At 75.9% G+C, this 20,441-nt stretch carries 19 protein-coding genes; 12 read left to right on the plus strand and 7 right to left on the minus strand.

Annotated elements, in window-relative coordinates:
• Positions 1-80 precede the first annotated feature (80 nt).
• Together RMN56_RS24705 and RMN56_RS24710 are read right to left on the minus strand one after the other, a co-directional pair.
• Positions 81-1,853 (minus strand): DEAD/DEAH box helicase, encoded by a 1,773-nt coding sequence (locus tag RMN56_RS24705; protein ID WP_313719931.1) that lies wholly within the window; start codon positions 1,851-1,853, stop codon positions 81-83.
• Between the two features lie 106 nt (positions 1,854-1,959).
• On the minus strand, positions 1,960-2,787 hold the full coding sequence (locus RMN56_RS24710) for a hypothetical protein (protein WP_313719932.1): 828 nt from the start codon (positions 2,785-2,787) through the stop codon (positions 1,960-1,962).
• Between the two features lie 133 nt (positions 2,788-2,920).
• Here RMN56_RS24710 and RMN56_RS24715 point away from each other — a divergent pair, with 133 nt between their 5' ends.
• Positions 2,921-4,063 (plus strand): sensor histidine kinase, encoded by a 1,143-nt coding sequence (locus RMN56_RS24715; protein WP_313719933.1) that lies wholly within the window; start codon positions 2,921-2,923, stop codon positions 4,061-4,063.
• Positions 4,060-4,665 carry a response regulator gene (locus tag RMN56_RS24720; RefSeq protein WP_313719934.1) on the plus strand — a complete coding sequence of 202 codons (606 nt, stop codon included), beginning with the start codon at positions 4,060-4,062 and terminating at the stop codon, positions 4,663-4,665. Before RMN56_RS24715 ends, RMN56_RS24720 begins: the two co-directional genes overlap by 4 nt.
• 69 nt (positions 4,666-4,734) lie before the next feature.
• Here the strand turns inward: RMN56_RS24720 and RMN56_RS24725 are convergent, their stop codons facing one another.
• A complete protein-coding gene (locus tag RMN56_RS24725; RefSeq protein WP_313719935.1) occupies positions 4,735-5,475 on the minus strand; it encodes an ArsR/SmtB family transcription factor in 741 nt (246 codons plus the stop codon).
• A 133-nt stretch (positions 5,476-5,608) separates the two neighbouring features.
• Here RMN56_RS24725 and RMN56_RS24730 point away from each other — a divergent pair, with 133 nt between their 5' ends.
• Positions 5,609-7,828 (plus strand): family 43 glycosylhydrolase, encoded by a 2,220-nt coding sequence (locus RMN56_RS24730; protein ID WP_313719936.1) that lies wholly within the window; start codon positions 5,609-5,611, stop codon positions 7,826-7,828.
• Positions 7,829-7,898: 70 nt separating this feature from the next.
• Here the strand turns inward: RMN56_RS24730 and RMN56_RS24735 are convergent, their stop codons facing one another.
• Positions 7,899-8,432, minus strand: a complete 534-nt coding sequence (locus tag RMN56_RS24735) for a 2'-5' RNA ligase family protein (RefSeq protein ID WP_313719937.1) — start codon at positions 8,430-8,432, stop codon at positions 7,899-7,901.
• 123 nt (positions 8,433-8,555) lie between these two features.
• Between RMN56_RS24735 and RMN56_RS24740 the strand changes: the two genes are divergently transcribed.
• The 4 genes from RMN56_RS24740 to RMN56_RS24755 all read left to right on the plus strand — a co-directional run bounded on the left by RMN56_RS24740 (position 8,556) and on the right by RMN56_RS24755 (position 13,060).
• On the plus strand, positions 8,556-9,578 hold the full coding sequence (locus RMN56_RS24740) for a cytochrome P450 (RefSeq protein ID WP_313719938.1): 1,023 nt from the start codon (positions 8,556-8,558) through the stop codon (positions 9,576-9,578).
• On the plus strand, positions 9,575-10,366 hold the full coding sequence (locus tag RMN56_RS24745) for an isocitrate lyase/PEP mutase family protein (protein WP_313719939.1): 792 nt from the start codon (positions 9,575-9,577) through the stop codon (positions 10,364-10,366). Before RMN56_RS24740 ends, RMN56_RS24745 begins: the two co-directional genes overlap by 4 nt.
• Before the next feature lie 107 nt (positions 10,367-10,473).
• Positions 10,474-11,442 carry a hypothetical protein gene (locus RMN56_RS24750; protein ID WP_313719940.1) on the plus strand — a complete coding sequence of 323 codons (969 nt, stop codon included), beginning with the start codon at positions 10,474-10,476 and terminating at the stop codon, positions 11,440-11,442.
• A 4-nt stretch (positions 11,443-11,446) separates the two neighbouring features.
• Positions 11,447-13,060, plus strand: a complete 1,614-nt coding sequence (locus RMN56_RS24755) for an asparagine synthetase B family protein (RefSeq protein ID WP_313719941.1) — start codon at positions 11,447-11,449, stop codon at positions 13,058-13,060.
• Here the strand turns inward: RMN56_RS24755 and RMN56_RS24760 are convergent.
• Both RMN56_RS24760 and RMN56_RS24765 read right to left on the minus strand, forming a co-directional pair.
• Positions 13,043-13,423, minus strand: coding sequence for a nuclear transport factor 2 family protein (locus tag RMN56_RS24760; RefSeq protein WP_313719942.1), 381 nt, complete (start codon positions 13,421-13,423; stop codon positions 13,043-13,045). The two genes, RMN56_RS24755 and RMN56_RS24760, sit on opposite strands and share 18 nt — an antisense overlap.
• 68 nt (positions 13,424-13,491) lie before the next feature.
• Entirely contained in the window at positions 13,492-14,460 is a 969-nt protein-coding gene (locus RMN56_RS24765; RefSeq protein WP_313719943.1) for an NADP-dependent oxidoreductase, read from the minus strand.
• A gap of 94 nt (positions 14,461-14,554) precedes the next feature.
• On the opposite strand from RMN56_RS24765, the gene RMN56_RS24770 reads away from it, so the two are divergent.
• From RMN56_RS24770 to RMN56_RS24785, 4 genes are all read left to right on the plus strand, one after another.
• Positions 14,555-15,154: a TetR/AcrR family transcriptional regulator gene (locus RMN56_RS24770; protein WP_313719944.1), complete on the plus strand. Its 600-nt coding sequence runs from the start codon at positions 14,555-14,557 to the stop codon at positions 15,152-15,154.
• A 105-nt stretch (positions 15,155-15,259) separates the two neighbouring features.
• Positions 15,260-15,733: a DUF1203 domain-containing protein gene (locus RMN56_RS24775; RefSeq protein ID WP_313719945.1), complete on the plus strand. Its 474-nt coding sequence runs from the start codon at positions 15,260-15,262 to the stop codon at positions 15,731-15,733.
• A 39-nt stretch (positions 15,734-15,772) separates the two neighbouring features.
• Complete coding sequence (locus tag RMN56_RS24780) at positions 15,773-16,708, plus strand: PfkB family carbohydrate kinase (protein ID WP_313719946.1); 936 nt, start codon at positions 15,773-15,775, stop codon at positions 16,706-16,708.
• A gap of 45 nt (positions 16,709-16,753) precedes the next feature.
• Positions 16,754-17,746: a linear amide C-N hydrolase gene (locus RMN56_RS24785; protein WP_313719947.1), complete on the plus strand. Its 993-nt coding sequence runs from the start codon at positions 16,754-16,756 to the stop codon at positions 17,744-17,746.
• Positions 17,747-17,787: 41 nt separating this feature from the next.
• Here the strand turns inward: RMN56_RS24785 and RMN56_RS24790 are convergent, their stop codons facing one another.
• On the minus strand, positions 17,788-19,239 hold the full coding sequence (locus RMN56_RS24790; protein ID WP_313719948.1) for an LVIVD repeat-containing protein: 1,452 nt from the start codon (positions 19,237-19,239) through the stop codon (positions 17,788-17,790).
• Between the two features lie 138 nt (positions 19,240-19,377).
• Between RMN56_RS24790 and RMN56_RS24795 the strand changes: the two genes are divergently transcribed.
• A complete protein-coding gene (locus tag RMN56_RS24795) occupies positions 19,378-20,076 on the plus strand; it encodes a DUF305 domain-containing protein (RefSeq protein WP_313719949.1) in 699 nt (232 codons plus the stop codon).
• Positions 20,077-20,441 lie beyond the last annotated feature (365 nt).

The raw sequence follows: 20,441 nt of genomic DNA on the forward strand, positions 1-20,441 counted from the left end.
GGGCCCCCTGTTAACGCTTCGCGCATAGCAGGGGGCCCCTCTTAACAAGCGGGTGTTAAGAAGGGGCCCCTCCTTACCGGTCAGCGGCGGTCGCGGCGCTCCCGGCGGTCGCCGTCGAAGCGCCGGTCGCCGCCGCCGCCGTCGCCGTCCCGGTCGCGGTCCCGCCGCACGGTGGCCTTGCGGCCCTTGATGGTGCTGCCGCGCAGCCCCTGGATCACCTCGTCGGCGACCCCGTGCGGGACCTCGACCAGGGAGAACCGGTCGGCGATCTCGATCGAGCCGATGTCCCGGCCGCTGATCCCGGTCTCGCCGGTGATCGCCCCGACCAGGTCCTGCGGGCGTACCCCGGCGCGCCGGCCCAGGCCGATGAAGACCTGGGTGGTGCCGCCCGAGCGGGGGCGCCCGCCGCCACCGCGCCGGTCCCGGCCGTCGTACCCGGGCCGGGGCTCCCGCTGGGGGCGGACCGCGACCTGCGGGATCTCCTCCTCCTCGTCGGCCGTGCCGGGCAGGGTGGCCTCGTGGGCCAGCCGCACCGCGGACAGCGCGACCTCCATGAGGTCGAACTCGTCGGTCAGCGACTCGACGATCGCCCGGAACGGCTCCAGGTCGTCCTCCAGCAGCGACTCCCGCAGCGCCGCCTGGGTCAGCTCCAGCCGCCGGGTGCGCAGGTCGGCCACCGTGGGGATCTTGTCGACCGCGATCCGCTGACCGGTGACCCGCTCGATGGTCTTGAGCATCCGGTGCTCGCGCGGCTCGGCCAGGGTGATGGCCACGCCCTCCCGGCCGGCCCGGCCCACCCGGCCGATCCGGTGCACGTACGACTCCGGCGCCGACGGGACGTCGTAGTTGACCACGTGGGTGAGCTGCTCCACGTCCAGCCCGCGCGCCGCCACGTCGGTGGCGACCAGCAGGTCGGCGGTGCCCGACCGCAGCCGGCCCATCACCCGGTCGCGCTGCTCCTGGCTCATCCCGCCGTGCAGCGCCTCGGCCCGGTAGCCGCGGCCGTTCATCGTCTCGGTGAGCCGGTCCACCTCCTCCCGGCTGCGGCAGAACACGATGGCCGCGGTGGGCGACTCCACGTCCAGCACCCGGCCCAGGGCCGCCGGCTTGTGCGCCCGCGCGACGATGTACGCGCTCTGTCGCACCCGCGGCGCCTCACCGGCGACCGTCCGCTCGCGCTCGATCTGGATGCGCACCGGGTCGGTCAGGTGCTGGCGGGCCAGCCCGTCGATCCGGGCCGGCATGGTGGCGGAGAAGAGCACGGTCTGCCGGCCGGCCGGGGCGTGCTCCAGGATCGCCTCGATGTCCTCGGCGAAGCCCATGTCGAGCATCTCGTCGGCCTCGTCCAGCACGACCGTGGCCAGCGCACCCAGCCGCAGGGTGCCCCGGGCGATGTGGTCCAGCGCCCGGCCCGGCGTCGCCACCACGACGTCCACGCCGGCGTCGAGGGCGCGCAGCTGGCGGCCGATCGGCTGGCCGCCGTAGATCGGCAGCACCCGCGCGCCCAGGTCCTTGCCGTAGCGGTGGAAGGCCTCGGAGACCTGCACGGCCAGCTCCCGGGTCGGCACCAGCACCAGGGACACCGGGTCCCCGCCGGGACGGTCGTCGGGCATGCGCTGCAGCAGCGGCAGGGCGAACGCGGCGGTCTTGCCGGTGCCGGTCGCGGCCTGCCCCAGCAGGTCCTGGCCGGCGAGCAGCGGCGGGATCGCCTCCCGCTGGATGGGGGTCGGCTCCTCGTAGCCGAGGACGGCGAGCGCGTTCAGCAGCTCGGTGCGCAGCCCGAGGTCCGCGAAGGCGGCGGCCTCGTCCTCGGCGGGTTGGGCGGGATCGGTCGGGGTTGGTGCGGAACTCATGGGGCAAGCCTTTCATCACCCCCGCCCGGCCGTCGCGGCGACCGCCGCAAACCGTCGCCCCCGCCACGTCGAGGATGATCCGGCCGGGCCCCGTGCCCCGGCCGGCTCACCCGGACAGGACGGCCAGCAGGGTGGTCGCCCCCACGGCGACGTCCAGCACGGCGCACCATTCCGCGTACCCCCGGGGCACCACGCGGCCGGTGCGGTGGTGCGCCACGTCCCAGGCGGCGTGCCCGAGCCAGCCGAGGCCGACCAGCACGCCGGCCGGGCCGTCCGGCCCGAGCAGGGCGCCCACGGCCAGGCCGCCCCAGCCGGCCAGCCCGGCGAGCTGCCACGCCAGGTTCCGGCGGTCGCCCCACTGCCGCCGCCAGGTGCCGACGAGCAGGTAGCCGGCCGGCAGCACCAGCAGCGTCCACGGGGAGAACACGGTCGGCGCCACCCAGAGGTCCACCGTCATGAGCAGGGCCAACCCGGTCGGCCACCGGCGCGCCACCGCCGCGACCACCGGATGGCGGCGGGCCGGCGCCGGGTGCGCGTGCCGGTGCCGCAGCGCCACCAGCGCCATCGCCGGCAGCATCAGCAGATGGCCGCCGAGCATCAGCGCGTCGTCCCCGACCATCCCGGCCCACCACGGTGGGAGCAGCAGCAGGAACGGGACGTACATGACGGCCACCATCTCGGCCGTGGCGGCCCACCCGTGGCCGCGGTGCCACATCCACGCGGCCATGCCCAGCCCCATGTCCGTCGCCATCACCAGCGCGCCGACATCCGCCCGGGCCAGCGCGTCCGCGCCACCCAGCCACCCGGCGCCGGCCCGCCACAGCGGGCCGAGCAGGAGCATGCCGACCACCATCGCCACGACCATCCCGGCCAGGTGTCCGGCCAGCCGTCGGGCGTCCGCCCGCAGGGGTACGCGTACCGTCGTCTCCGTCATGCCCCGAGCCTGCCGGCGCCCCGCGCGCGGAACCATGGGCGTCCGTCACCGGAAAACCGTGCGGCCCGCACGGGTGCGGCGTGACATTCCGCAGGGGTGGACCGGGCGGCCGGCGGCCCTAGGATCGGCGGACATGACGGTCGAACCGGCGGACCGCCGCCTGCGGCGGGCCCGGCAGCTCACCCTGCTGTCGCTGGCGACGAACGTCGGGACCACCCTGCTGCTGCCCTGCGTCGGGCTCAGCCGGGAGCCGGAGCCGCGACGGGTGGCGCTCGGCGTGCTCGGGCTCGCCGGCTTCGCCGCCGCCCAGGCGGCGGTGCTGCACGGGGCGGTCACTCCCTGGCTCGACGGGCGCGCCCGCCGCCGCCGGCACGCCGCGCTGGCGGTGGCCGCCCTGCTCAGCCTGCCGCTGGTCGGCCCGGTCGCGGCCGGCGCCTGGCCCACCTGGGCGTGGCTGGGCGCGTCCCTGGTCGGCATGTCCCCGCTGCTGTTCCGGCCGCTGCGCGCCCTGCTGGCCGCGGCGGGGGTGCTCGGCGCCTCGGCGGCCGTGACGCTGGCGACCGGCGGGCCGCTGCCCACCGCCCTCCTCGTGACCGGTGGCGTCGGCGCCGGCGTCGCCGCGGTCACCTGGCTCCAGGTCTGGTTCTGGGACCTGGTCGTCGAGGCCCGGCAGGGGCAGGCCGCCCGGGCCCGGCTCGCCGCCGCCGAGGAGCGGCTGCGGTTCGCCCGCGACGTGCACGACCTGCTCGGCCACGACCTCACCGTGATCGCGCTCAAGGCCGAGCTGGCCGAGCGGCTCGCACCCCTCGACGCCGCCCGGGCCGGCCGGGAGGCCGCCGAGGTGCGCCGGCTCGCCGGGTCCGCCCTGAGCCGGGTACGCGAGGCCGTGCACGGCTACCGCGCCGTCGACCTGGCCGAGCAGCTGGCCGCGGTGGGGGAGGTGCTGCGCTCCAGCGGGGTGCGCTGCACCCTGGTGCCGCTGGCCGGCGAGTTGCCCGCGCCGGTCGCCGCCGACCTGGCCGCCGTGCTGCGGGAGGCCGGGACGAACGTGCTGCGGCACAGCCGGGCCGACTGGTGCCGGATCGAACTCACCCGAGAGGACGGCCTCGTGACGATGACCGTACGCAACGACGGCGCCGCGAGCCCCGGCCCGGACGCGCTCAGCGGCGGGCTGCGCGGGCTGGCCGACCGGCTCGCCCCGGCCGGCGGCACCGTCCGGGCGTACGCCGAGGACGGGGTCTTCCACCTGGTGGCGACCGTGCCGGTGCCGTCATGATCCGGGTGCTGCTGGCCGACGACGAGGAGTTGATCCGCCTCGCCCTCGCGGCCCTGCTCGACCTGGAGCCCGACCTGGAGGTGGTGGCGCACGCCGCCGACGGGCGGGCCGCCCTGGCCGCCGCGCTGGCCCACCGGCCCGACGTCGCCGTGCTGGACCTGGAGATGCCGCCGCCCGGCGGGGTCCAGGTCGCCGCCGAGCTGGCCCGCGTGCTGCCCGGCTGCGCCACGGTGATCCTCACCGGGCACGGCCGGCCCGCCCACCTCCGGCCGGCACTGGCGGCGGGCGCCCGCGGGTTCCTCGCGAAGGGCGCGCCCGGGGGTGCCCTGGCCGACGTGATCCGCCGGGTGCACGCCGGCGCCCGGTACGTCGATCCGGCCCTCGCCGCCGACGCGCTGACCCTGCCGGAATGCCCGCTCACCCCGCGGGAGCTGGAGACGCTGCGCCTGGCCGAGCTGGGCACCCCGGTGGCGGTGATCGCCCGGCGGACCCACCTGGCGGCCGGGACGGTCCGCAACCACCTCTCCGCGTGCGTGCAGAAGCTCGGCGCCGCCGACCGGGCCGAGGCGGTCCGGCGGGCCCGCGAGGCGGGCTGGCTCTGACCCGGCCCGGCGGCCACCTGGAGCGTCGCACCGTCCGGAGCGCGGCGACCGACGCAGCGCCGGCGGGGGTCAGGCGCGGGCGGGGCCGGTGTCGCGCGAGGGCGGGGCGAGTGCGGCCGGGTCGAGCGCGAGGGCGGCGGCCAGGGCGGGGCGGCCGGCCGGGGTGAGGCGCAGCGCCCGGCCGGCGCCCCGTGTCGTCCAGCCGACGTCGAGGAAGTGCCGGCACAGCGCGGCGCCGAGCGCGCCGGCCAGGTGGGGGCGGCGCTCGGTCCAGTCGAGGCAGTCCCGGACCAGTGGCCGCCGGCCGGCCCTCAGCGGCTCGACGGGCACGCCGAGGTCGGCCAGCCAGCCCATCCCGGCCGGGGTGAGCGCCAGGCCGCCGGCGCGGTCGAGCACGCCCCGGGCCAGCAGGGCGTCGTGCACCAGCACGCCGAGCCGGCCGGCCAGGTGGTCGTAGCAGGTCCGGGCGTACGCGAGGGATGCCTGGGCCGACGCGGCGCGCAGCGTGCGGGGCGGCGCCGCCGGGGCGGGCGCCCGGCCGGCCAGGTCCTCGATGAGCTGGGCCACCGACGGGTCGGCGAGGCGGACGTAGCGGTGCCGGCCCTGCCGCTCCTCGACCAGCAGCCCGCCGCGGACCAGCCGGGTCAGGTGGTCGCTCGTGGTGGACGGGGCCACGCCGGCGGACCGGGCCAGTTCGCCCGCCGTCCAGGCCCGCCCGTCGAGCAGGGCGAGGCAGAAGCTGGCCCGGGTCGGGTCGGCGAGCAGCGTGGCGAGCCCGGCGAGTGCGTGGCCCTCGGTGCGGGTGGTCATGCGGGCAATGTTGGCACGGGAACGGTTCGGTCCTCACCGACGTGTGCGCGCGTCGCCCTTTACATCGTTGTCTCCAACGTTGTAGAAAGCGGGGGCACCGCAGTGACCTCCGTCTACCTCTGAGGCAGGCCTGATGGGACATCTCCACCGCGGCGGCGTGCTCGCCGCCGCACTCACGCTGCTGCTGGCCACGTCCACGGCGGCGGCGGGCGCGCCCGCCGCCGGGGCCGACCGCTACCGGAACCCGGTCTCGGCCGGCTTCGCCGACACCTTCGCCGACCCGGCCGTCGTCCGTGGCGACGACGGCCTCTGGTACGCCTTCGGCACCTCCGACCCGCTGCGCGAGGGCGAACGCCAGGCGCACCGGGTGCCGATCGCCCGCTCTGCCGACCTGGTCGACTGGACCTTCGTGGGCGACGCCTTCGCCCCGGACCAGCGGCCGCCCTTCGCCGAACCCGGTGCCGCGTTCTGGGCGCCCGACGTGCGCCGGGTCGCCGACCGCTGGGTCATGTACGTGACCGTCACCGACACCACCGTCTCCGGCGACACCTTCGACACCGCGATCGGGGCGGCCACCGCGCCCACCCCGGCCGGACCGTGGACGTTCTCCGACACGCCCGTGGTCGCCCCCCGACCCGGCGGGGGCGGCGGCTACCTCTGGACCATCGACCCCAGCCAGTTCACCGATACCGACGGCCGGTCGTACCTCTACTTCGGCAGCTACTACGGCGGCATCTCGGTCACCGAGCTGTCACCGGACGGGTTGCACGCGGTCGGCGCGCCGAGCCTGGTCGCCGTCGACAACAAGTTCGAGGGCGGCTACGTGCTGCGTCACGACGGCTGGTACTGGCTGTTCGCCTCCACGGCGAACTGCTGCGCCGGCCCGGCCACCGGCTACTCCGTCCAGGTCGGCCGGGCGCGTGACCCGCGCGGGCCGTTCGTGGACCGGGACGGCCAGCGGCTGGACGCCTCCCGGGCCGGCGGCACGCCGGTGCTCACCCAGAACGGCAACCGGTGGATCGGCACCGGCCACAACGCGGTGGTCACCGACCTGTCCGGGCAGGACTGGATCGCCTACCACGCCATCGACCGGGCCGACCCGTACCTGGACGAGCCGTTCGGGATCAACGAGCGGCCGATGCTGCTGGACCGCCTCGACTGGGTGGACGGCTGGCCGACCGTCAACGCCGGCGCCGGCCCCTCCGACAGGGCCCGGCCCGCGCCGGTCACCACCGGCCGGATCGACGCCCGCTTCGACACCGCCGACCTCGCTGGCTGGCGGGCCGGCGGGGGCCACTGGCGGGTGAGCGGCGGCGTGCTCTCCGGCACCGGCACGCTGACCGCCCGGGCCGGAATCGGCGGCGACGTCCGCGCCGAAGCCGACCTGCGGCCGGCCGGCGCGGGAACGGCCGGGCTGCGGCTCGGCCGGGTCGAGGTCACCGTCGGCGGCGGCCGGCTGACCGCCCGGGAGAGCGGCGGCGCGACGGCGAGCGTGCCGCTGCCCGCCAGGCTCGACCGCACCGGCCGGTACAACCTGGCCGTCGAGGTACGCGACCACCAGCTCGTCGCCGAGCTGAGCCCGGCCCGCCTCGGCGACCAGCTCGCCGTGGTGGCGCTGACGCTCACCCGGCCGGCGGCCGGCCCGCTCGCGCTGCGCGCCGACGGCGGCCCGGCCGAGTTCGACAACGTCAGCGCGGCCGCGCTGTACCGCCCGGTCCGGCACCCGGTCGCCCCGCCCCGCGTGGGCCCGGTGCCGTCCCGGTACTCCGACGAGTTCTCCGACGGGCTCGACCCGGCCTGGCAGTGGATCCGGCCCAACCCGGCCGCCACGGTGAGCGGCGGCGCCCTGCGCTGGCCGGTCGAGTCGACCGACCTGGTGGGCACCGGCAACACGGCCGGGGTGCTGCTGCGCGACGCGCCCGCGGGCGACTACGTCGCGGAGACGAAGGTGACCCTCGACCTGGGCGAGGACGTGGTCCGCAACTACCAGCAGGCCGGTCTCGTGGCGTACGTGGACGACGACCGGTTCGCCCGGCTCGCCCAGGTGGCCATCTGGAACACCCGCCAGGTCGAGTACGGCTACGAGCTGCCCTTCGCCGGCCAGCCGGTGTACGGCGGCAGCATCGTCGGCACCCCGGCCACCACGACCTGGCTGCGACTGGCCCACCACGTCGACCGGGCCACCGGGGAGCACGAGTTCCGGGCCGGCTCCAGCCGGGACGGCACGCACTGGACGTGGGGCGCGGTCTGGACCTTCCCGGCCGACACCACGCCCCGGATCGGTCTGGTCGCGCACGGCGGCGCCACCCCGGCGGTGACCGCGGAGTTCGACTACCTGCGGTTCCACCGCTGACCGGTGCGACCGGGGCCGTCCGCACGACGGGCGGCCCCGGTCGGGCCGGGCCGCGTGCGGGTGGACCCGGTCAGGGGCCGGGGTGCGGGCAGGCCGGGGTCAGCTCGTGGACCGTCCGGGTGTCGCTGTCGTAGCTGCGGGCCGCCACGAACTCCCCGCCCGGCCGCTCCGGGCCGGTGACCGCCCGGGCCCGGCGGCGGTCGGCGTCGCGGAACCGCAGGGCCAGGCTCAGGTGCGGCACCCAGCGCCCGGGCAGGTGCCAGGGCTGCGGCCCGGGCGCCCCGGCGAGCACGTCCCAGACCGCGCCGTGCAGGGCGGTCAGCTGCGGTGTGGGGCGGAGCAGCCAGACCAGCGGGGCGCTGCCGTCGAGGACCGCCACCCGGTCCAGCCGGACCGGCAGCGGCAGCGCCGCGTCGCAGAGGTCGGCGAGGCGCTGCTCCGCGCCGGGCGGGAACTCGTCGACCGAGGCGAGGGTCAGGTGCGGCCGGTTCGTCGGGTGCGGGTGGCGGGCCAGGCTCGGCAGGCCGGCGGCGGCTAGCCGATCCCAGGCCTCCCGTACCGCCTCCTCCAGCTCCGCCGAGCAGAGCAGTTCGACCGTACGCACGCCGTCGAGGCTAGTCGCCGGCGATGCGCGGCGGCGTCCCCTGGGAGATGCCCGCCCCGGGCGCGCGGGCGGCGGCACGACAGTTCGGCCGGCGCCGAAGGGAGCCGGCCCTACCGTCGAGCGATGAGTTGGCCCATGATCCCGCCCGCCCCGGACACGCCCGTCTGCGAACCGCCGGTACCCGCCGACGACGGCTGGGTGGTGACCCGGCACGCCGATGTCGTCGCCGTGCTGACCGATCCCCGGTGCGTGGTGCCGGTCGCGTCCGGCGGGCCGCCCGGCACCCTGGCCTGGCTGCGCGCGACGGTCAGCCGGTTCAGCGCCCCGGACCGGCATCCCGGCCGGCGCGCGCTCGGAGTGGCCGCGCTCCGCGACCTCGACCCGGACGAGCTGCGCGCCGCCGCCGCCCGGCTGGCCGGCGAGACGCTGGACCGGCTCCCCGGTGCCGGGCCGGCGGGCCGGGTGGAGGTGATGGGCCGGCTGGCGCGGCGCGTACCCCTGGAGGTGCTGGCCGCGCGGCTCGGCCTGGCCGACCCGGCGGCGGCCGCGCCGGCGGTGACCGCGGTGGCCGCCGCCTACCATCCCGGCGCCGAGCGGGCGGCGGTGGCCCGCGCCGACCGGGCGGTGGCCGCACTGCTGGCCCTGTCGCCGCCGGCTCCGGCCGAGGCCGCCGCGAACCGGATCGGGCTGCTGGTGCAGGCCGCCGACGCCACCGCCGGGCTGATCGGCGCCGCCGTCCGGCACGGGCTGGGCGCACCGGCCCCGCTCGACACCGCCGACCTGCTGGCCGAGGTGCTGCGCCTGGACCCGCCGGTGCGCGCCACCCGCCGCGTCGCGACCGGCGCGCTGCGCCTCGGCGGCCGGGAGATCGGCCCGGACGCGGCGCTGCTGCTCCGCTTCGACGCGGCCAACCGGGACCCGGCCGTCCACCCGGACCCGGACCGGTTCCGCCCCGGCCGCCCCGGCCGGGTGCTGACCTTCGGCGCCGGCCCCCGGGGCTGCCCGGGCGAATGGCACGCCCTCGCCCTCGCCGCCGGCGTGGTCGACGTGCTGCGCGACCGGTGCCGGCCCGCCGGGACGCCGGCCCGCTACGCCCCGCACCCCACCCTGCGTGTCCCGACCGACCTCGAGGTGATGTTCCGATGAACATGAATGACCGCGCCGCCGCCTTCCGCGCCCTGCACCGGCCGGGCCGGCCCCTGCTGCTGCCCAACGCCTGGGACCACGCCTCCGCCGCGGCGCTCGCCGCACGGGGCCACCCGGCCGTGGGCACCACCAGCCTCGGGGTGGCCGCGGCGGCGGGCAAGCCGGACGGGACGGGGGCCACCCGCGACGACACCCTCGACCTGGCCCGCCGCCTTCGCGACCTGCCGGTGCTGCTCACCGTCGACATCGAGGACGGCTTCAGCGCCGACCCGGCGGCCGTGGCCGGGTTCGTCGGCGAGCTGGCCGCGCTCGGCGTGGTGGGGGTGAACCTGGAGGACGGCCGGCCGGACGGCAGCCTCGCGCCGGTGGATCTCGCCGCCGCGCGGATCGCCGCGGTGAAGGCCGCCGTGCCGGGGATGTTCGTCAACGCCCGCACCGACGCCTGGTGGCTGGGCGTGCCCGACGCGCGGCCGGCGGCGCTGGAGCGGGCGGCGGCGTACCGGGCGGCGGGCGCCGACGGGCTGTTCGCCCCGGGCGCGCCGGACGACACGGTCGGGTCGCTGGTGGCCGAGGTGGGGCTGCCGCTCAACGTGTTGCACCGGACGGGCGGCCCGGACCTGGCCACGCTGGGCCGGCTCGGGGTGGCGCGGGTGAGCACCGGCTCGCTGCTGTTCCGCGCCGCCCTCGGCGCGGCGCTGCACCTGGCGGACGCGGTCGGCGCCGGTCGGGACGCGGGCCTGCCGTCCGCACCGGATTACGGCTGGGTCCAGGGACTCTCGGCGGGATGAGCACCTTAGGGGGGAGATAGGAGGATTGTTCGGGGAGCTGCCGATCCTGGTGATTACGGTGTTTTCAGGTTCGACTACGCCGTGTCCTGCCCGGAGAGGGGCCGACCATGCGAGTGCCCAGCCGAAGCCCCGGCCACCAGCCCGGGTCCGCCGTAGCGTCCGCCGCTCCCGCCCGCCGGCTGCCCCCGGCCGTCGGCCCGCGCACCGGGCCGGGGCAGCAGCCGGACCTGGCCGCGTACCGGGCCGCGGTGGCGGAACTCCTCGTCGAGGTGGGCGCCCTGGCGGACGCGCCGTCGACCACCGCCCGCCAGGTGCTGCTCGACCAGCGGCTGCGGGAGCCGGCCATCGCCGCCGTCCTCGACGCCACCCCGCAGGGCTTCGTCGGCGCCCGGGAGACGCTGCTGCTGGAGATGGCCCGCTACCAGCCGAACACCCGCAGCTCGGCGCACGACCTCACCGCGCTGGTCCGGATCTACCTGCTCTCCCGGATCGACGTCATGTGGTGGCGGGACAGCGGGACCTTCCTCACCGACGGCCAGGTCGACACCAGCACAGACCTGGTCGACCTGGAGTGGCTGCGCCGGCGGGGGCTGCTCGCCTTCCGCTACCACGAGCAGCCCGGCACCGTCCTCGGCCGGGGGCTGCGGGCGGTCCAGCGGCGGCTGCGCCCCGACGCCACCCCGCGTACCGCCGGGTTGCGGTTCCGCCGGGCGCGGCGCGAGATGATCGCGCTGCTCAACGACGTGGGCCGGGAGTTCACCGCGACGGCCCGGCCCGGCACCCCGGCGCTCTGGGTGACCAGCCTCGCGCGCAGCGCCGAGCACCAGTACCGGCTGCGCCGGCTCGGCTACGCCGCCATGGTGCCCAGCGGGCACTGCCTCGGCTGGGCGGCTGACGTGGAGCTGGAGTGGTACGGGCGGTTCGGCGCCCGCGACCTCCTCGCCGAGCTGCTCCTGGCCCGGCAGGAGGCCGGCGAGATCAACGTGGTCGACGAGGGCCAGGCCTGGCACCTCTGCCTCGCGCCCGCCGCCCGCCGCCGGTTCCGGCGCGCCTACGAGGCCGAGATGGGGATCTGAGCGGATGTGCGGGATCGCGCTGAGCATCGGCACCGAGGCCGATCCGGCCCTCTTCCGGCGGATGCTGGCGGTCCTCGCCCCGCGCGGCGAGGTGACCGAGACGCGGCAGGAACACGGCCTGCTCGCGGGCGTACGCCGGTTGCGGGTGGTGGACCGCGAGCGGTCGGTGCAGCCCTGGGTCTCGCCCGACGAGCGGCACGTCCTCTGCTACAACGGCGAGGTCTTCAACCACCACGAGCTGCGGGCGGAGCTGACCCGGCTCGGGCACGACTTCCGCACCGCCGGCGACACCGAGGTGGTGCTCACCGCCTTCCGGCAGTGGGGCGAGGAGGCGGTGCGCCGGCTGCGCGGCGAGTACGCCTTCGCCGTGGTGGAGCGGGCCACCGGCCGGGCCTACCTGGCCCGGGACCCGCTCGGGGTGAAGCCGCTCTACTGGTCGCGCGGCCCCGGCTGCCTGCACCTCGCCTCCGAGGTGAAGGCGCTGGTCGGGCACGGCGCGCCGATCAGCGAGGTGCCGCCCGGGCACCACGGCTGGGCCGAGCCCGACGGAATGGTCCGGTTGCGCCCGTACGTCGACCTGCTCACGCTCGGCGCCGGGCTGCCGATGATCGACGACCCGGACGAGGCCGCCCTGCTCGTCCGGGTCGCGCTCACCGACAGCATGCGGGTACGGCTGGACACCGACCTCACCGTCGGGGTGGTGCTCTCCGGCGGCCTGGACAGCTCGCTGGCCCTGCTGCACGCCACCCAGCTCCACCCGGACTGCGTGGCGGTGACGGTCGGCGCCCCGGACAGCCCCGACGTGGCGTACGCCCGGCGGCTCGCCGCCGACCTGGGCGTGCCGCACGAGGTGGTCGAGTTGCGCCCGCGCGACATCCGGCTGGCCGACGTGCGCGAGGCGATCCGGATCTCCGAGCTGACCGAGTACGGCGACATCATCAACGCCGTGGTCTCGATGCCGATCTTCCGGCGGCTGCGGGAACTGGGCGTCAAGGTGGTCCTCACCGGCGACGGCTCGGACGAGGTGTTCGGCGGCTACCCCATGTACCACCGGGTGGGCCCGGAGCGGTCCCGCCGGCTCTTCCTCCACAGGATCCGCAACCTGTGCCGGACCGAGCTGCAGCGGGTGGACCGGGCCAGCATGGGCCACGGCGTGGAGGCCCGGGTGCCGTTCCTCGACCTCAGCGTGGTCGAGCTGGCCATGCGGCTGCCGCTGGACCTCAAGCTGCGCGACGGGCAGGAGAAGTGGATCGTCCGCCGGGCCTTCGCCGACCTGCTGCCCGACTACGTCCGGCGGCGGCCGAAGAACCCCATGTCGTACTCCTCCGGGCTGCACGAGCGGGCCCGGCTCTACAAGCCGCTCTTCGCCCGGCTGCACCGCTCCTTCGGCTACCAGCTGCTCGAACCCGTCCGGCGCGACTTCGACAGCGTGCTCAGCCGATGCGGCAACGACCTGGACCGGGCCCTCGCCGACGGGCTGGCCCGCCCCGACTACACCGTGCTGGAGCACGCCCGGGACCTGGTCGGCGCGGCGAAGTGGAACGCCGTACCGGTGGTCCGGCGCCTGGTCGGGCCGCGCACCAGGGCCCTGTCCCAGGCGTCAGGTGAGGCCGAGTAGGGCCGCCCGGTCGAGCGAACTGAACTGGATGCCGGCGAGGCGCCAGCCGTCGGTCAGTTCGACCCAGGTCTGGCTCACTCGGACTGTCAACGTCATCACGTCGTGGCGCCAGGTCGCCCGGGCGTTCTGAACGCACCGCACGATCGCGGCGCGGTCGTAGCGGCGCACGTCGACTTCGGTTGTGGTCAGGGACAGGTAGGCGAAGTCGGCGTGCCGGTCGATCCACTGCCGTTTGTCCAGCAGGTAGCCCTGCTCGCCGATGGACATGAAGTCCTCCGCCAGCAGGGCGTTCAAACGGTCGGTGTCGGCGTGCAACTCAGCCTCGTCGAATGCCCGCTGGAGTTCGCGGATGTCAGCTGTCACGTGAGGGTCCTGTCGCGCGTGGTGTCGTCGGACGGTCGGACTGCCGGGAAGCGTCGATGGCAGGGGCGTCACATCGTGACGACCAGCTTGCCGGTCGTGTGCCGGCGGACGAAGTCGACGCATGCCTGCGCCCCCTGGTCGAGGGTGTAGCGGCCGCCGATGGTGGCCGCCAGTCCGCCGCGGACTGCCAGTTCCGCGACGTCGCGCATCCCGCCGAGGGTGCCGTCCATGTCCAGCACGAATTGCAGGCTGACGTCGTCGCGGCCGATCCACTCCGGTTGCGGTACCGGATAGGTGATCGTGAGGAGGCGTCCACCCGGGCGGACGGCGCCGGCGATTCCGGTCAGGTGGTCGCTGGGTACGGTCAGGTTGAACGCGACATCGACGTCCGAGGGGTACCCGGATTCCGCATATCCGATGATCTCGTCAGCGCCGAGAGCTCGCAGGATGTCCGCGTCAGCGGCGGTTGCCGTGGCGACGACCCGGGCCTGCGCGGCGACGAGCAGCGGGATCACCGCGGTTCCGACGCCGCCTGTCGCGCCGACGACCAGGACGGTGTCGCCGGGTCGTACCTCGGCGGTGGCCATCAGTGCGCGTGCGGTCAGGCCGATGGTGGGCAGGGCGGCCGCCTGCTCGATGTCGAGGCCGGCCGGCCGATGTGCCAGGAACGGGGTGTCGGCCTCGAAGACCGCGTACTCGGCCAGCGAGCCTGTGCTCAGCGACGGCCGGGTCGCGCCGGCCATCGCGCGCAGTGCCCGAGGCACCGCCTGGCCGAAGACCTCGTCGCCGACCTGGTAGGCCGTCACGCCGGCGCCGACCTCACTGACCGTGCCGGCGAAGTCGTTGCCGGGCACGTGCGGAAACTCCAGCGGCACGGCATCGCGGAAATCACCGCTCGGCAGCCGGACGTCCGCCGGATTGATCGAGGCGGCGGCGATCCGGACCTGGATCTGCCCCGGCCCAGGTCGCGGCGTCGGCACCTCCGCCACCGTGTACTTCTCGGGGGGCCCGTAGCCGGTCACGACAACTGCCTTCATGCACGTCCTCCATTAAGCGGACCAGGCGGTCAGGTTATCGGTCATGAACGTAGCAATAAGCGGACCGGGCGGTCAACTTGCTAGGGTGGGGGACGTGACCTCGACCCGCCCGTTGCGTGCCGACGCCGCCCGCAACCGGCGGCTGCTGCTGGCAGCGGCTGCCGACGAGTTCGCCGAGCGTGGTCTGGATGCCTCGGTCGCCGACATCGCCCGCCGGGCAGGTGTCGGCAAGGGCACCGTGTTCCGTCACTTCGCCACGAAGGACGACCTGCTCGCCGCGATCGTCCTCGACCGGATTGACGCGCTCAACGCCGTCGGCGAGCAGCTTCTCGACGCGGCGGACCCGGGCCTCGCTCTGCTGGAGTTCCTCACCGTCGCCGCGGACCAGCAACAGCAACGCGACCTGTCGTTCCTGCAAGAGGCCGGCGAGCTGAACGCGGACGTGATCCGGGCCCGCGAGCGGATGTTCCGCACCGTGCACAAGCTTGTCGATCGGGCTCGTCAGCACGGCGCGGTCCGAGGCGATGTCACGGGCGCGGACGTCATCCTGCTGATGTGCGCGCCCAACTACGTGACCAGCTACGTGCCGGACGCCCCACCTGAGCTGTGGCGCCGATACCTCTCCATCATCTTCGACGGCCTACGCCCGCAGGGCGCTCACCCGCTGCCCCACCCGCCGCCGGCGGCGCCCTGACCCGTATCGATGAACGCCGCGACGGCAACCGGCCCGGCCGCGGCCCCGGCACGCGAGGTCCGATCGCCGCCAGCCACCGGTCGCGTCCCGCGCCAGGCTGGACGCATGACGAGGACGCGCACCAGGTACGTGATCCAACCCGTGGCCGCCGAGGTGCTGGCCGAGGTGCGGCGGACCGGCCGCGACGCCTCCGGCCAGCCGCCCGAGCGGTGCTGCGCCGAGGGCGGCGAGCCGCTGCGCTGCTGCCTCCGCGACGCCGCGCCTGGCGAGGCGCTGCTGCTCTTCGGGTACGCCCCGCCGCTGCCGCCCGGCCCGTACCGCGAGGTGGGGCCGATCTTCACGCACGCCGCCGACTGCCCCGGCCCGGCGGACGTGACGGCGTACCCGGCCGACTGGCGGGGGCGACCCCAGGTGCTGCGGGCGTACGACCGGCGGGGCCGGATCGTGGGCGGCCGGCGGCACGACGGCGACGACCCGGAGGCGGTCGTCGCCGAGCTGCTGGCCGACCCCGCGGTGGACCGCCTGCACAGCCGCAACGTGGTGTACGGCTGCTGGATGTTCACCGTGGTCCGCGGCTGAGCCGGGCGTGACCGGCCGCGGCCGGGGTATCAGCCCGGCATGGCCGGACTGGACGCGATCGTGGTGGGGCAGGTGGCGCGGGACCTCGTGCTGCGGGTGGACGAGGTGCCCGGCCCGTCCGGGACGGTCCCGGTGCGGTGCCGGCGGGAACTGCTCGGCGGAAAGGGCGCCAACCAGGCCGTCGGGCTGGCCCAGCTCGGCGTCCGGGTCGGGCTGCTCGGCGTGGTCGGCGAGGACGAGGTCGGCGACCGGCTACTGGGCCAGGCCCGCAGCGACGGCATCGACGTCGCCCCGGTGCTGCGCCGGCCGGGCACGCCGAGCGCGCTCATCGTGGACGTGGTGGACGCCCGGGGCCGCTGGCGGTACCTGGAGGACATCCCGGAGGCGACCCTGCTCACCGAGGCGGACGTGACCGGCGCGGCCGGGGTGCTGCGGGCCGCCCGCGCGGTGGTCGTCCAGCTCCAGCAGCCGCTGCCGGCGGCGCTCGCGGCGGCCCGGCACGCCCGCGCCGCCGGCCGGCTCGTGGTGCTCGACGGCGCGCCGGACGACCCGGACGGCGCGGCGGAGCTGCTGTCCCGGGCCGACGTGCTGCGGGCCGACGCGCGGGAGGCCGGCCTGCTGCTGGACGGCGACCCGCCGAAGGACGCCGAGGCGGGGCTGGGCGCCGGCCGGGACCTGGCGGCCCGGGGGCCGGCACTGGTGGCGGTCGAGGTGGCGGGGGAGGGGAACGCCTTCGTCTGGCCGGGCGGGGAGCTGTTCGTGCCGTTGAGCGAGACGCCCACGGTGGACAGCACCGGGGCCGGGGACGCGTTCGTGGCCGCCGTCACGGCCGGCCTGCTCCGCGACGACCCGTACCCCCGGATCGCCCGGTACGCGGTCGCGGCGGCCGGCGCGACCGTGGGGCACGCCGGGGGCCGGCCCGCCCTCAACCGCGACGCGATCGAGGCGCAGCTGGCCCGGATCCCCGACCGCTGACGTCCCCCATGGACAACCGTCGCCGCCTCTTCTAGCGTCGCGGGCATGCGGAGGACCCTGCTCGCCACCGGGCTCGCCCTGCTCCTCGTGACCGGCGGCTGCGCCGAGAGCCGCCGGGCCGCCGCGCCGGCCGGGGCCGGCACGCCGAGCGCCTCGCGGCAGGACGCCGGCCAGGCCGAGCGGACCCTGGCCAGCCTGCGCCGGGTGGACGACCTGCCGCTGTACGAGATGACCTACGTGGGCGACTACGACCCCACCGTCGGCGTCGCGGGCACCCCGCAGGCCACCCCGTTCGGCTGCTCCCTCTTCGCCGCGGGCGGCGACCGGAGCCGGCCGCTGTTCGCCCGCAACTTCGACTGGGACGCGAACCCGGCGCTGGTGCTGCGCACCGACCCGCCGGACGGCTACGCCTCGATCTCCCTGGTGGACATCTCCTACCTGGGGGTCACGGCCGACCCGGCCGGCGACCGCCGGTTGCTGAACGCCCCGCTGCTGCCCTTCGACGGGATGAACGAGCGGGGCCTGGCCGTCGGGCTGGCCGCCGACGACGGCGCCACTGCCGCGCCGGTGCCCGGCCGGCCCACGGTCGGCTCGGTGCGCGTCCTGCGCCTGGTGCTGGACGCCGCCGCCACGGTGGACGAGGCGATCGCCGTGTTCGGGCGCTACAACCTGGACTTCGACGGCGGCCCGCCGCTGCACTACCTGATCGCCGACGCCACCGGGGCGTCCGCCGTGATCGAGTTCGTGGACGGCGGGATGCGGGCCGAGAAGGGGCGGGGCGCTTGGCAGGCTCTGACCAACGTGCCGGCCGTCGGGGTCGCCGACCGGGACCTGCGCACCGACCACCGCTACGGAGTGCTGGCCGAGGCGCTGGACCGGGCCGGCGGCGCGGTGGACGCCCCGGCGGCGCTGCGCCTGCTCGACGCCGTGCGGCAGCCGCACACCCGCTGGTCGGTGACGTACGGGCTGCGCACCGGCGAGGTGCGGCTGGTCACCGCGGGCGGCGGCGAGCGCGGCTACCGCCTGCCGATGAGCTGAGCCGGGCCCGGCCCCGGGAGGGGCCGGGCCCGGCCGGCGGGTCACCAGCTCAGGTAACCCGTCTGGGTCTGCACGTTCAGCTCGGGCACCCGGAACAGCTGCGCCGGCCAGGTACGCGGGTCGCGCAGCTCCAGCACGTCCAGGCCCTTCTGGATGTCGCTGGAGAAGATGTGGCCGTTGTACCAGTAGGCCGACCAGGAGCCACCGGTGCGGAGCTGACCGGCGTCCAGCGGACCCCGCTCCCAGAAGGCGATCTCCTTGGGGTGCCGGGAGTCGGTGAAGTCCCAGACCGAGATGCCGCCCTGGTACCAGGCCTGGACCATGATGTCGCGGCCGGGCACCGGCACCAGCGAGCCGTTGTGGGCCACGCAGTTCTCGGTGTCGGCGTTGGCCCGCGGGATCTTGTAGTAGCTGCGGAACGCCAGCCGGCGGTTGTCGCCGCGACCGGTGATGTCGTAGATGGCGTCCGCACCGCGGTTCGGCCCGGTGACCTCGTTGCAGGTCGCGGCGCCACCGCCGCCCAGCTCGTCGGTGAACACCACCTTGGTGCCGGAGTTGTTGAACGTCGCCGAGTGCCAGAAGGCGAAGTTCTCGGTGTCGCGGACCCGCTCGATCACCCGCGGCGCCTCCCGGTCGGCGATGTCGAGCAGGATGCCGTCGCCCATGCAGGCGCCGGCCGCGATGTCCTTCGCCGGGTACGCGGTGATGTCGTGGCAACCGGTGGTGGCCGACTTCTCACCGGGGATGCCCGGGTAGCCGCCGTCCGGGAACAGGTTCGGGGTGGCCACCACGGCCGCGTCGGTCGGCGACCGCAGCGGCACCTTCACGATGGAGATCGAGTCGTGCGGCGGCTGGCAGTCCGGGAACTCGACCCGCGGGCTGTACGACGAGACGTACAGGTAGACGGTCCGCCGGTCCTTGCCCGGCACCAGCGTGTGGGTGTGCGAGCCGCAGGCGGTCTCCACCGACTTGACGTAGCGCGGGTTGCGCTTGTCGCCGATGTCGAAGATCTTGATGCCCTCCCAGGACTCCGCCTCGGAGGCGGGCTGGGCGACGCTGCTGCAGGAGTCGTCGCTGCGGGACGAGTCGGTCGACAGGAAGAGCAGGTCACCGTGGACGGAGACGTCGTTCTGGGAGCCCGGGCAGAGCACCTGGGACACGACGGTCGGCGCGCTCGGCCGGGAGACGTCGTAGACCACGAAGCCGTCGTAGTTGCCGACGAAGGCGTACCGGCCCTGGAAGGCGATGTCGGTGCCGAACGCCGCGGAGGTGTCGAACGGCGCCTGCTTCGGCAGGTTGGCGACCTGGCGCAGGTTGGGGCTGCTGGAGATCTCGTCGACCCCGGGGACGACGTTGTCCACGGTGGCCGGTGCGGCCTGCGCCCGGGGGATCTCCTGGGCGCTGCTGGGTGGGGCGGCGACGACGCCGGCGACGAGCAGGCCGGCGGCGGCGAGGCTGACGATCCGGGTTCGGGACGTGCGGATGCTGATCATCGGCGGCACCCTCCGAAAGGGGATGATGATGCGCCACACCTTACCGGCCGATGACATTCATCAATGTGACGCCGGTCACATTCAGGCAGGATTGTCTATGGATAGGATCGCTCTCACCTCGACCGGAGGGAGTGTCGTATGACCGGCCGGCAGGGACGAGTCTGGCTCGCCGTCACAGCGCTGGCGGTGCTCCTGGTCGTGGCCGGCGTGGCGCTGGCCGGGCGGGGGGACAGCCGGCCCGCGGCCGGCCCGGCCGCCGCCACCACCACGGCCACCACCACCGCTGCCCCGCCGCTCGACGCGCCGCCGGTCGTCGTGCCCGGCCGGCCGGGTGAGCCGGCGGCCACCCGCGCCGCCCAGGAGGTCCGCGACGCCGCGCCGCCGCGCTACAACGGCCTCGACGTCTGGTACGTGCGGATGATGATCCCGCACCACCAGCAGGCGGTGGAGATGGCGACCCTCGCCCCCGACCGGGCCGCCGACCCGAGGGTGCGCGCCGTCGCCGACCGCATCCGCGCCGCCCAGGGACCCGAGATCGGGGTGCTGCGCGGCTGGCTGGGCACCCGCGGGCTGCCCGCCGAGGTCCCCGGTCACGACCACGGCACGATGCGCGGGATGCAGTCCGCCGAGGCCATGCGGCAGCTCGCCGCCGCCCGGGGCGCGGACTTCGACCGCCTCTTCGTGCGGATGATGACCGCGCACCACGAGGGCGCGGTCATCATGTCCACCGACCTGCTCAAGGTCGGCGTGGACCAGACCCTCCAGGAGTTCGCCAACGCCGTCGCCGTCGAGCAGTCCGCCGAGATCACCCGCCTCCGCGAGCTGATCGGCGACTGAGCTTCCGGGCCTCGGCGACTTCCCGTTCGCCCCGAACGCCCACTCCCCAGGATCCGGCGGGTCCGCCAAGGCCGGCGATGGCCCGCGAGCCGCTACGACCTTGATGACATGGACGAGTCACTCCGGCCCGGCCCGGCCCGGCCCGGCCCGGGTGGCGGTGCGGTCACGAGTCACTGACGACATCAAGTTTGCAGGTGCCCGTTAGAAGGCCGTCCCCGATTTGGCGCGCCCTGCGCTACCAGCGCAGCCGCAGCCGCCGCCGCAGCCGCCGTGGCCGTGGTCCGCCGGGCGGCGGCAGCGGGTGCGATCGGGCAGCCGGGCGGCGCACCGGACCCGGGTACGCACAGACGGGCGGGCCTCCTCGC

The organism is Micromonospora halotolerans, assembly GCF_032108445.1.
Lineage (GTDB): Bacteria > Actinomycetota > Actinomycetes > Mycobacteriales > Micromonosporaceae > Micromonospora > Micromonospora halotolerans.

Excerpts from the sequence above, each read along its gene's own strand:
- RMN56_RS24705 (WP_313719931.1), bottom strand. The coding sequence starts at position 1,853 with ATGAGTTCCGCACCAACCCCGACCGATCCCGCCCAACCCGCCGAGGAC.
- RMN56_RS24710 (WP_313719932.1), bottom strand. The coding sequence starts at position 2,787 with ATGACGGAGACGACGGTACGCGTACCCCTGCGGGCGGACGCCCGACGG.
- RMN56_RS24715 (WP_313719933.1), top strand. The coding sequence starts at position 2,921 with ATGACGGTCGAACCGGCGGACCGCCGCCTGCGGCGGGCCCGGCAGCTC.
- RMN56_RS24720 (WP_313719934.1), top strand. The coding sequence starts at position 4,060 with ATGATCCGGGTGCTGCTGGCCGACGACGAGGAGTTGATCCGCCTCGCC.
- RMN56_RS24725 (WP_313719935.1), bottom strand. The coding sequence starts at position 5,475 with ATGACCACCCGCACCGAGGGCCACGCACTCGCCGGGCTCGCCACGCTG.
- RMN56_RS24730 (WP_313719936.1), top strand. The coding sequence starts at position 5,609 with ATGGGACATCTCCACCGCGGCGGCGTGCTCGCCGCCGCACTCACGCTG.
- RMN56_RS24740 (WP_313719938.1), top strand. The coding sequence starts at position 8,556 with ATGAGTTGGCCCATGATCCCGCCCGCCCCGGACACGCCCGTCTGCGAA.
- RMN56_RS24745 (WP_313719939.1), top strand. The coding sequence starts at position 9,575 with ATGAACATGAATGACCGCGCCGCCGCCTTCCGCGCCCTGCACCGGCCG.
- RMN56_RS24750 (WP_313719940.1), top strand. The coding sequence starts at position 10,474 with ATGCGAGTGCCCAGCCGAAGCCCCGGCCACCAGCCCGGGTCCGCCGTA.
- RMN56_RS24755 (WP_313719941.1), top strand. The coding sequence starts at position 11,447 with ATGTGCGGGATCGCGCTGAGCATCGGCACCGAGGCCGATCCGGCCCTC.
- RMN56_RS24765 (WP_313719943.1), bottom strand. The coding sequence starts at position 14,460 with ATGAAGGCAGTTGTCGTGACCGGCTACGGGCCCCCCGAGAAGTACACG.
- RMN56_RS24775 (WP_313719945.1), top strand. The coding sequence starts at position 15,260 with ATGACGAGGACGCGCACCAGGTACGTGATCCAACCCGTGGCCGCCGAG.
- RMN56_RS24780 (WP_313719946.1), top strand. The coding sequence starts at position 15,773 with ATGGCCGGACTGGACGCGATCGTGGTGGGGCAGGTGGCGCGGGACCTC.
- RMN56_RS24785 (WP_313719947.1), top strand. The coding sequence starts at position 16,754 with ATGCGGAGGACCCTGCTCGCCACCGGGCTCGCCCTGCTCCTCGTGACC.
- RMN56_RS24790 (WP_313719948.1), bottom strand. The coding sequence starts at position 19,239 with ATGATCAGCATCCGCACGTCCCGAACCCGGATCGTCAGCCTCGCCGCC.
- RMN56_RS24795 (WP_313719949.1), top strand. The coding sequence starts at position 19,378 with ATGACCGGCCGGCAGGGACGAGTCTGGCTCGCCGTCACAGCGCTGGCG.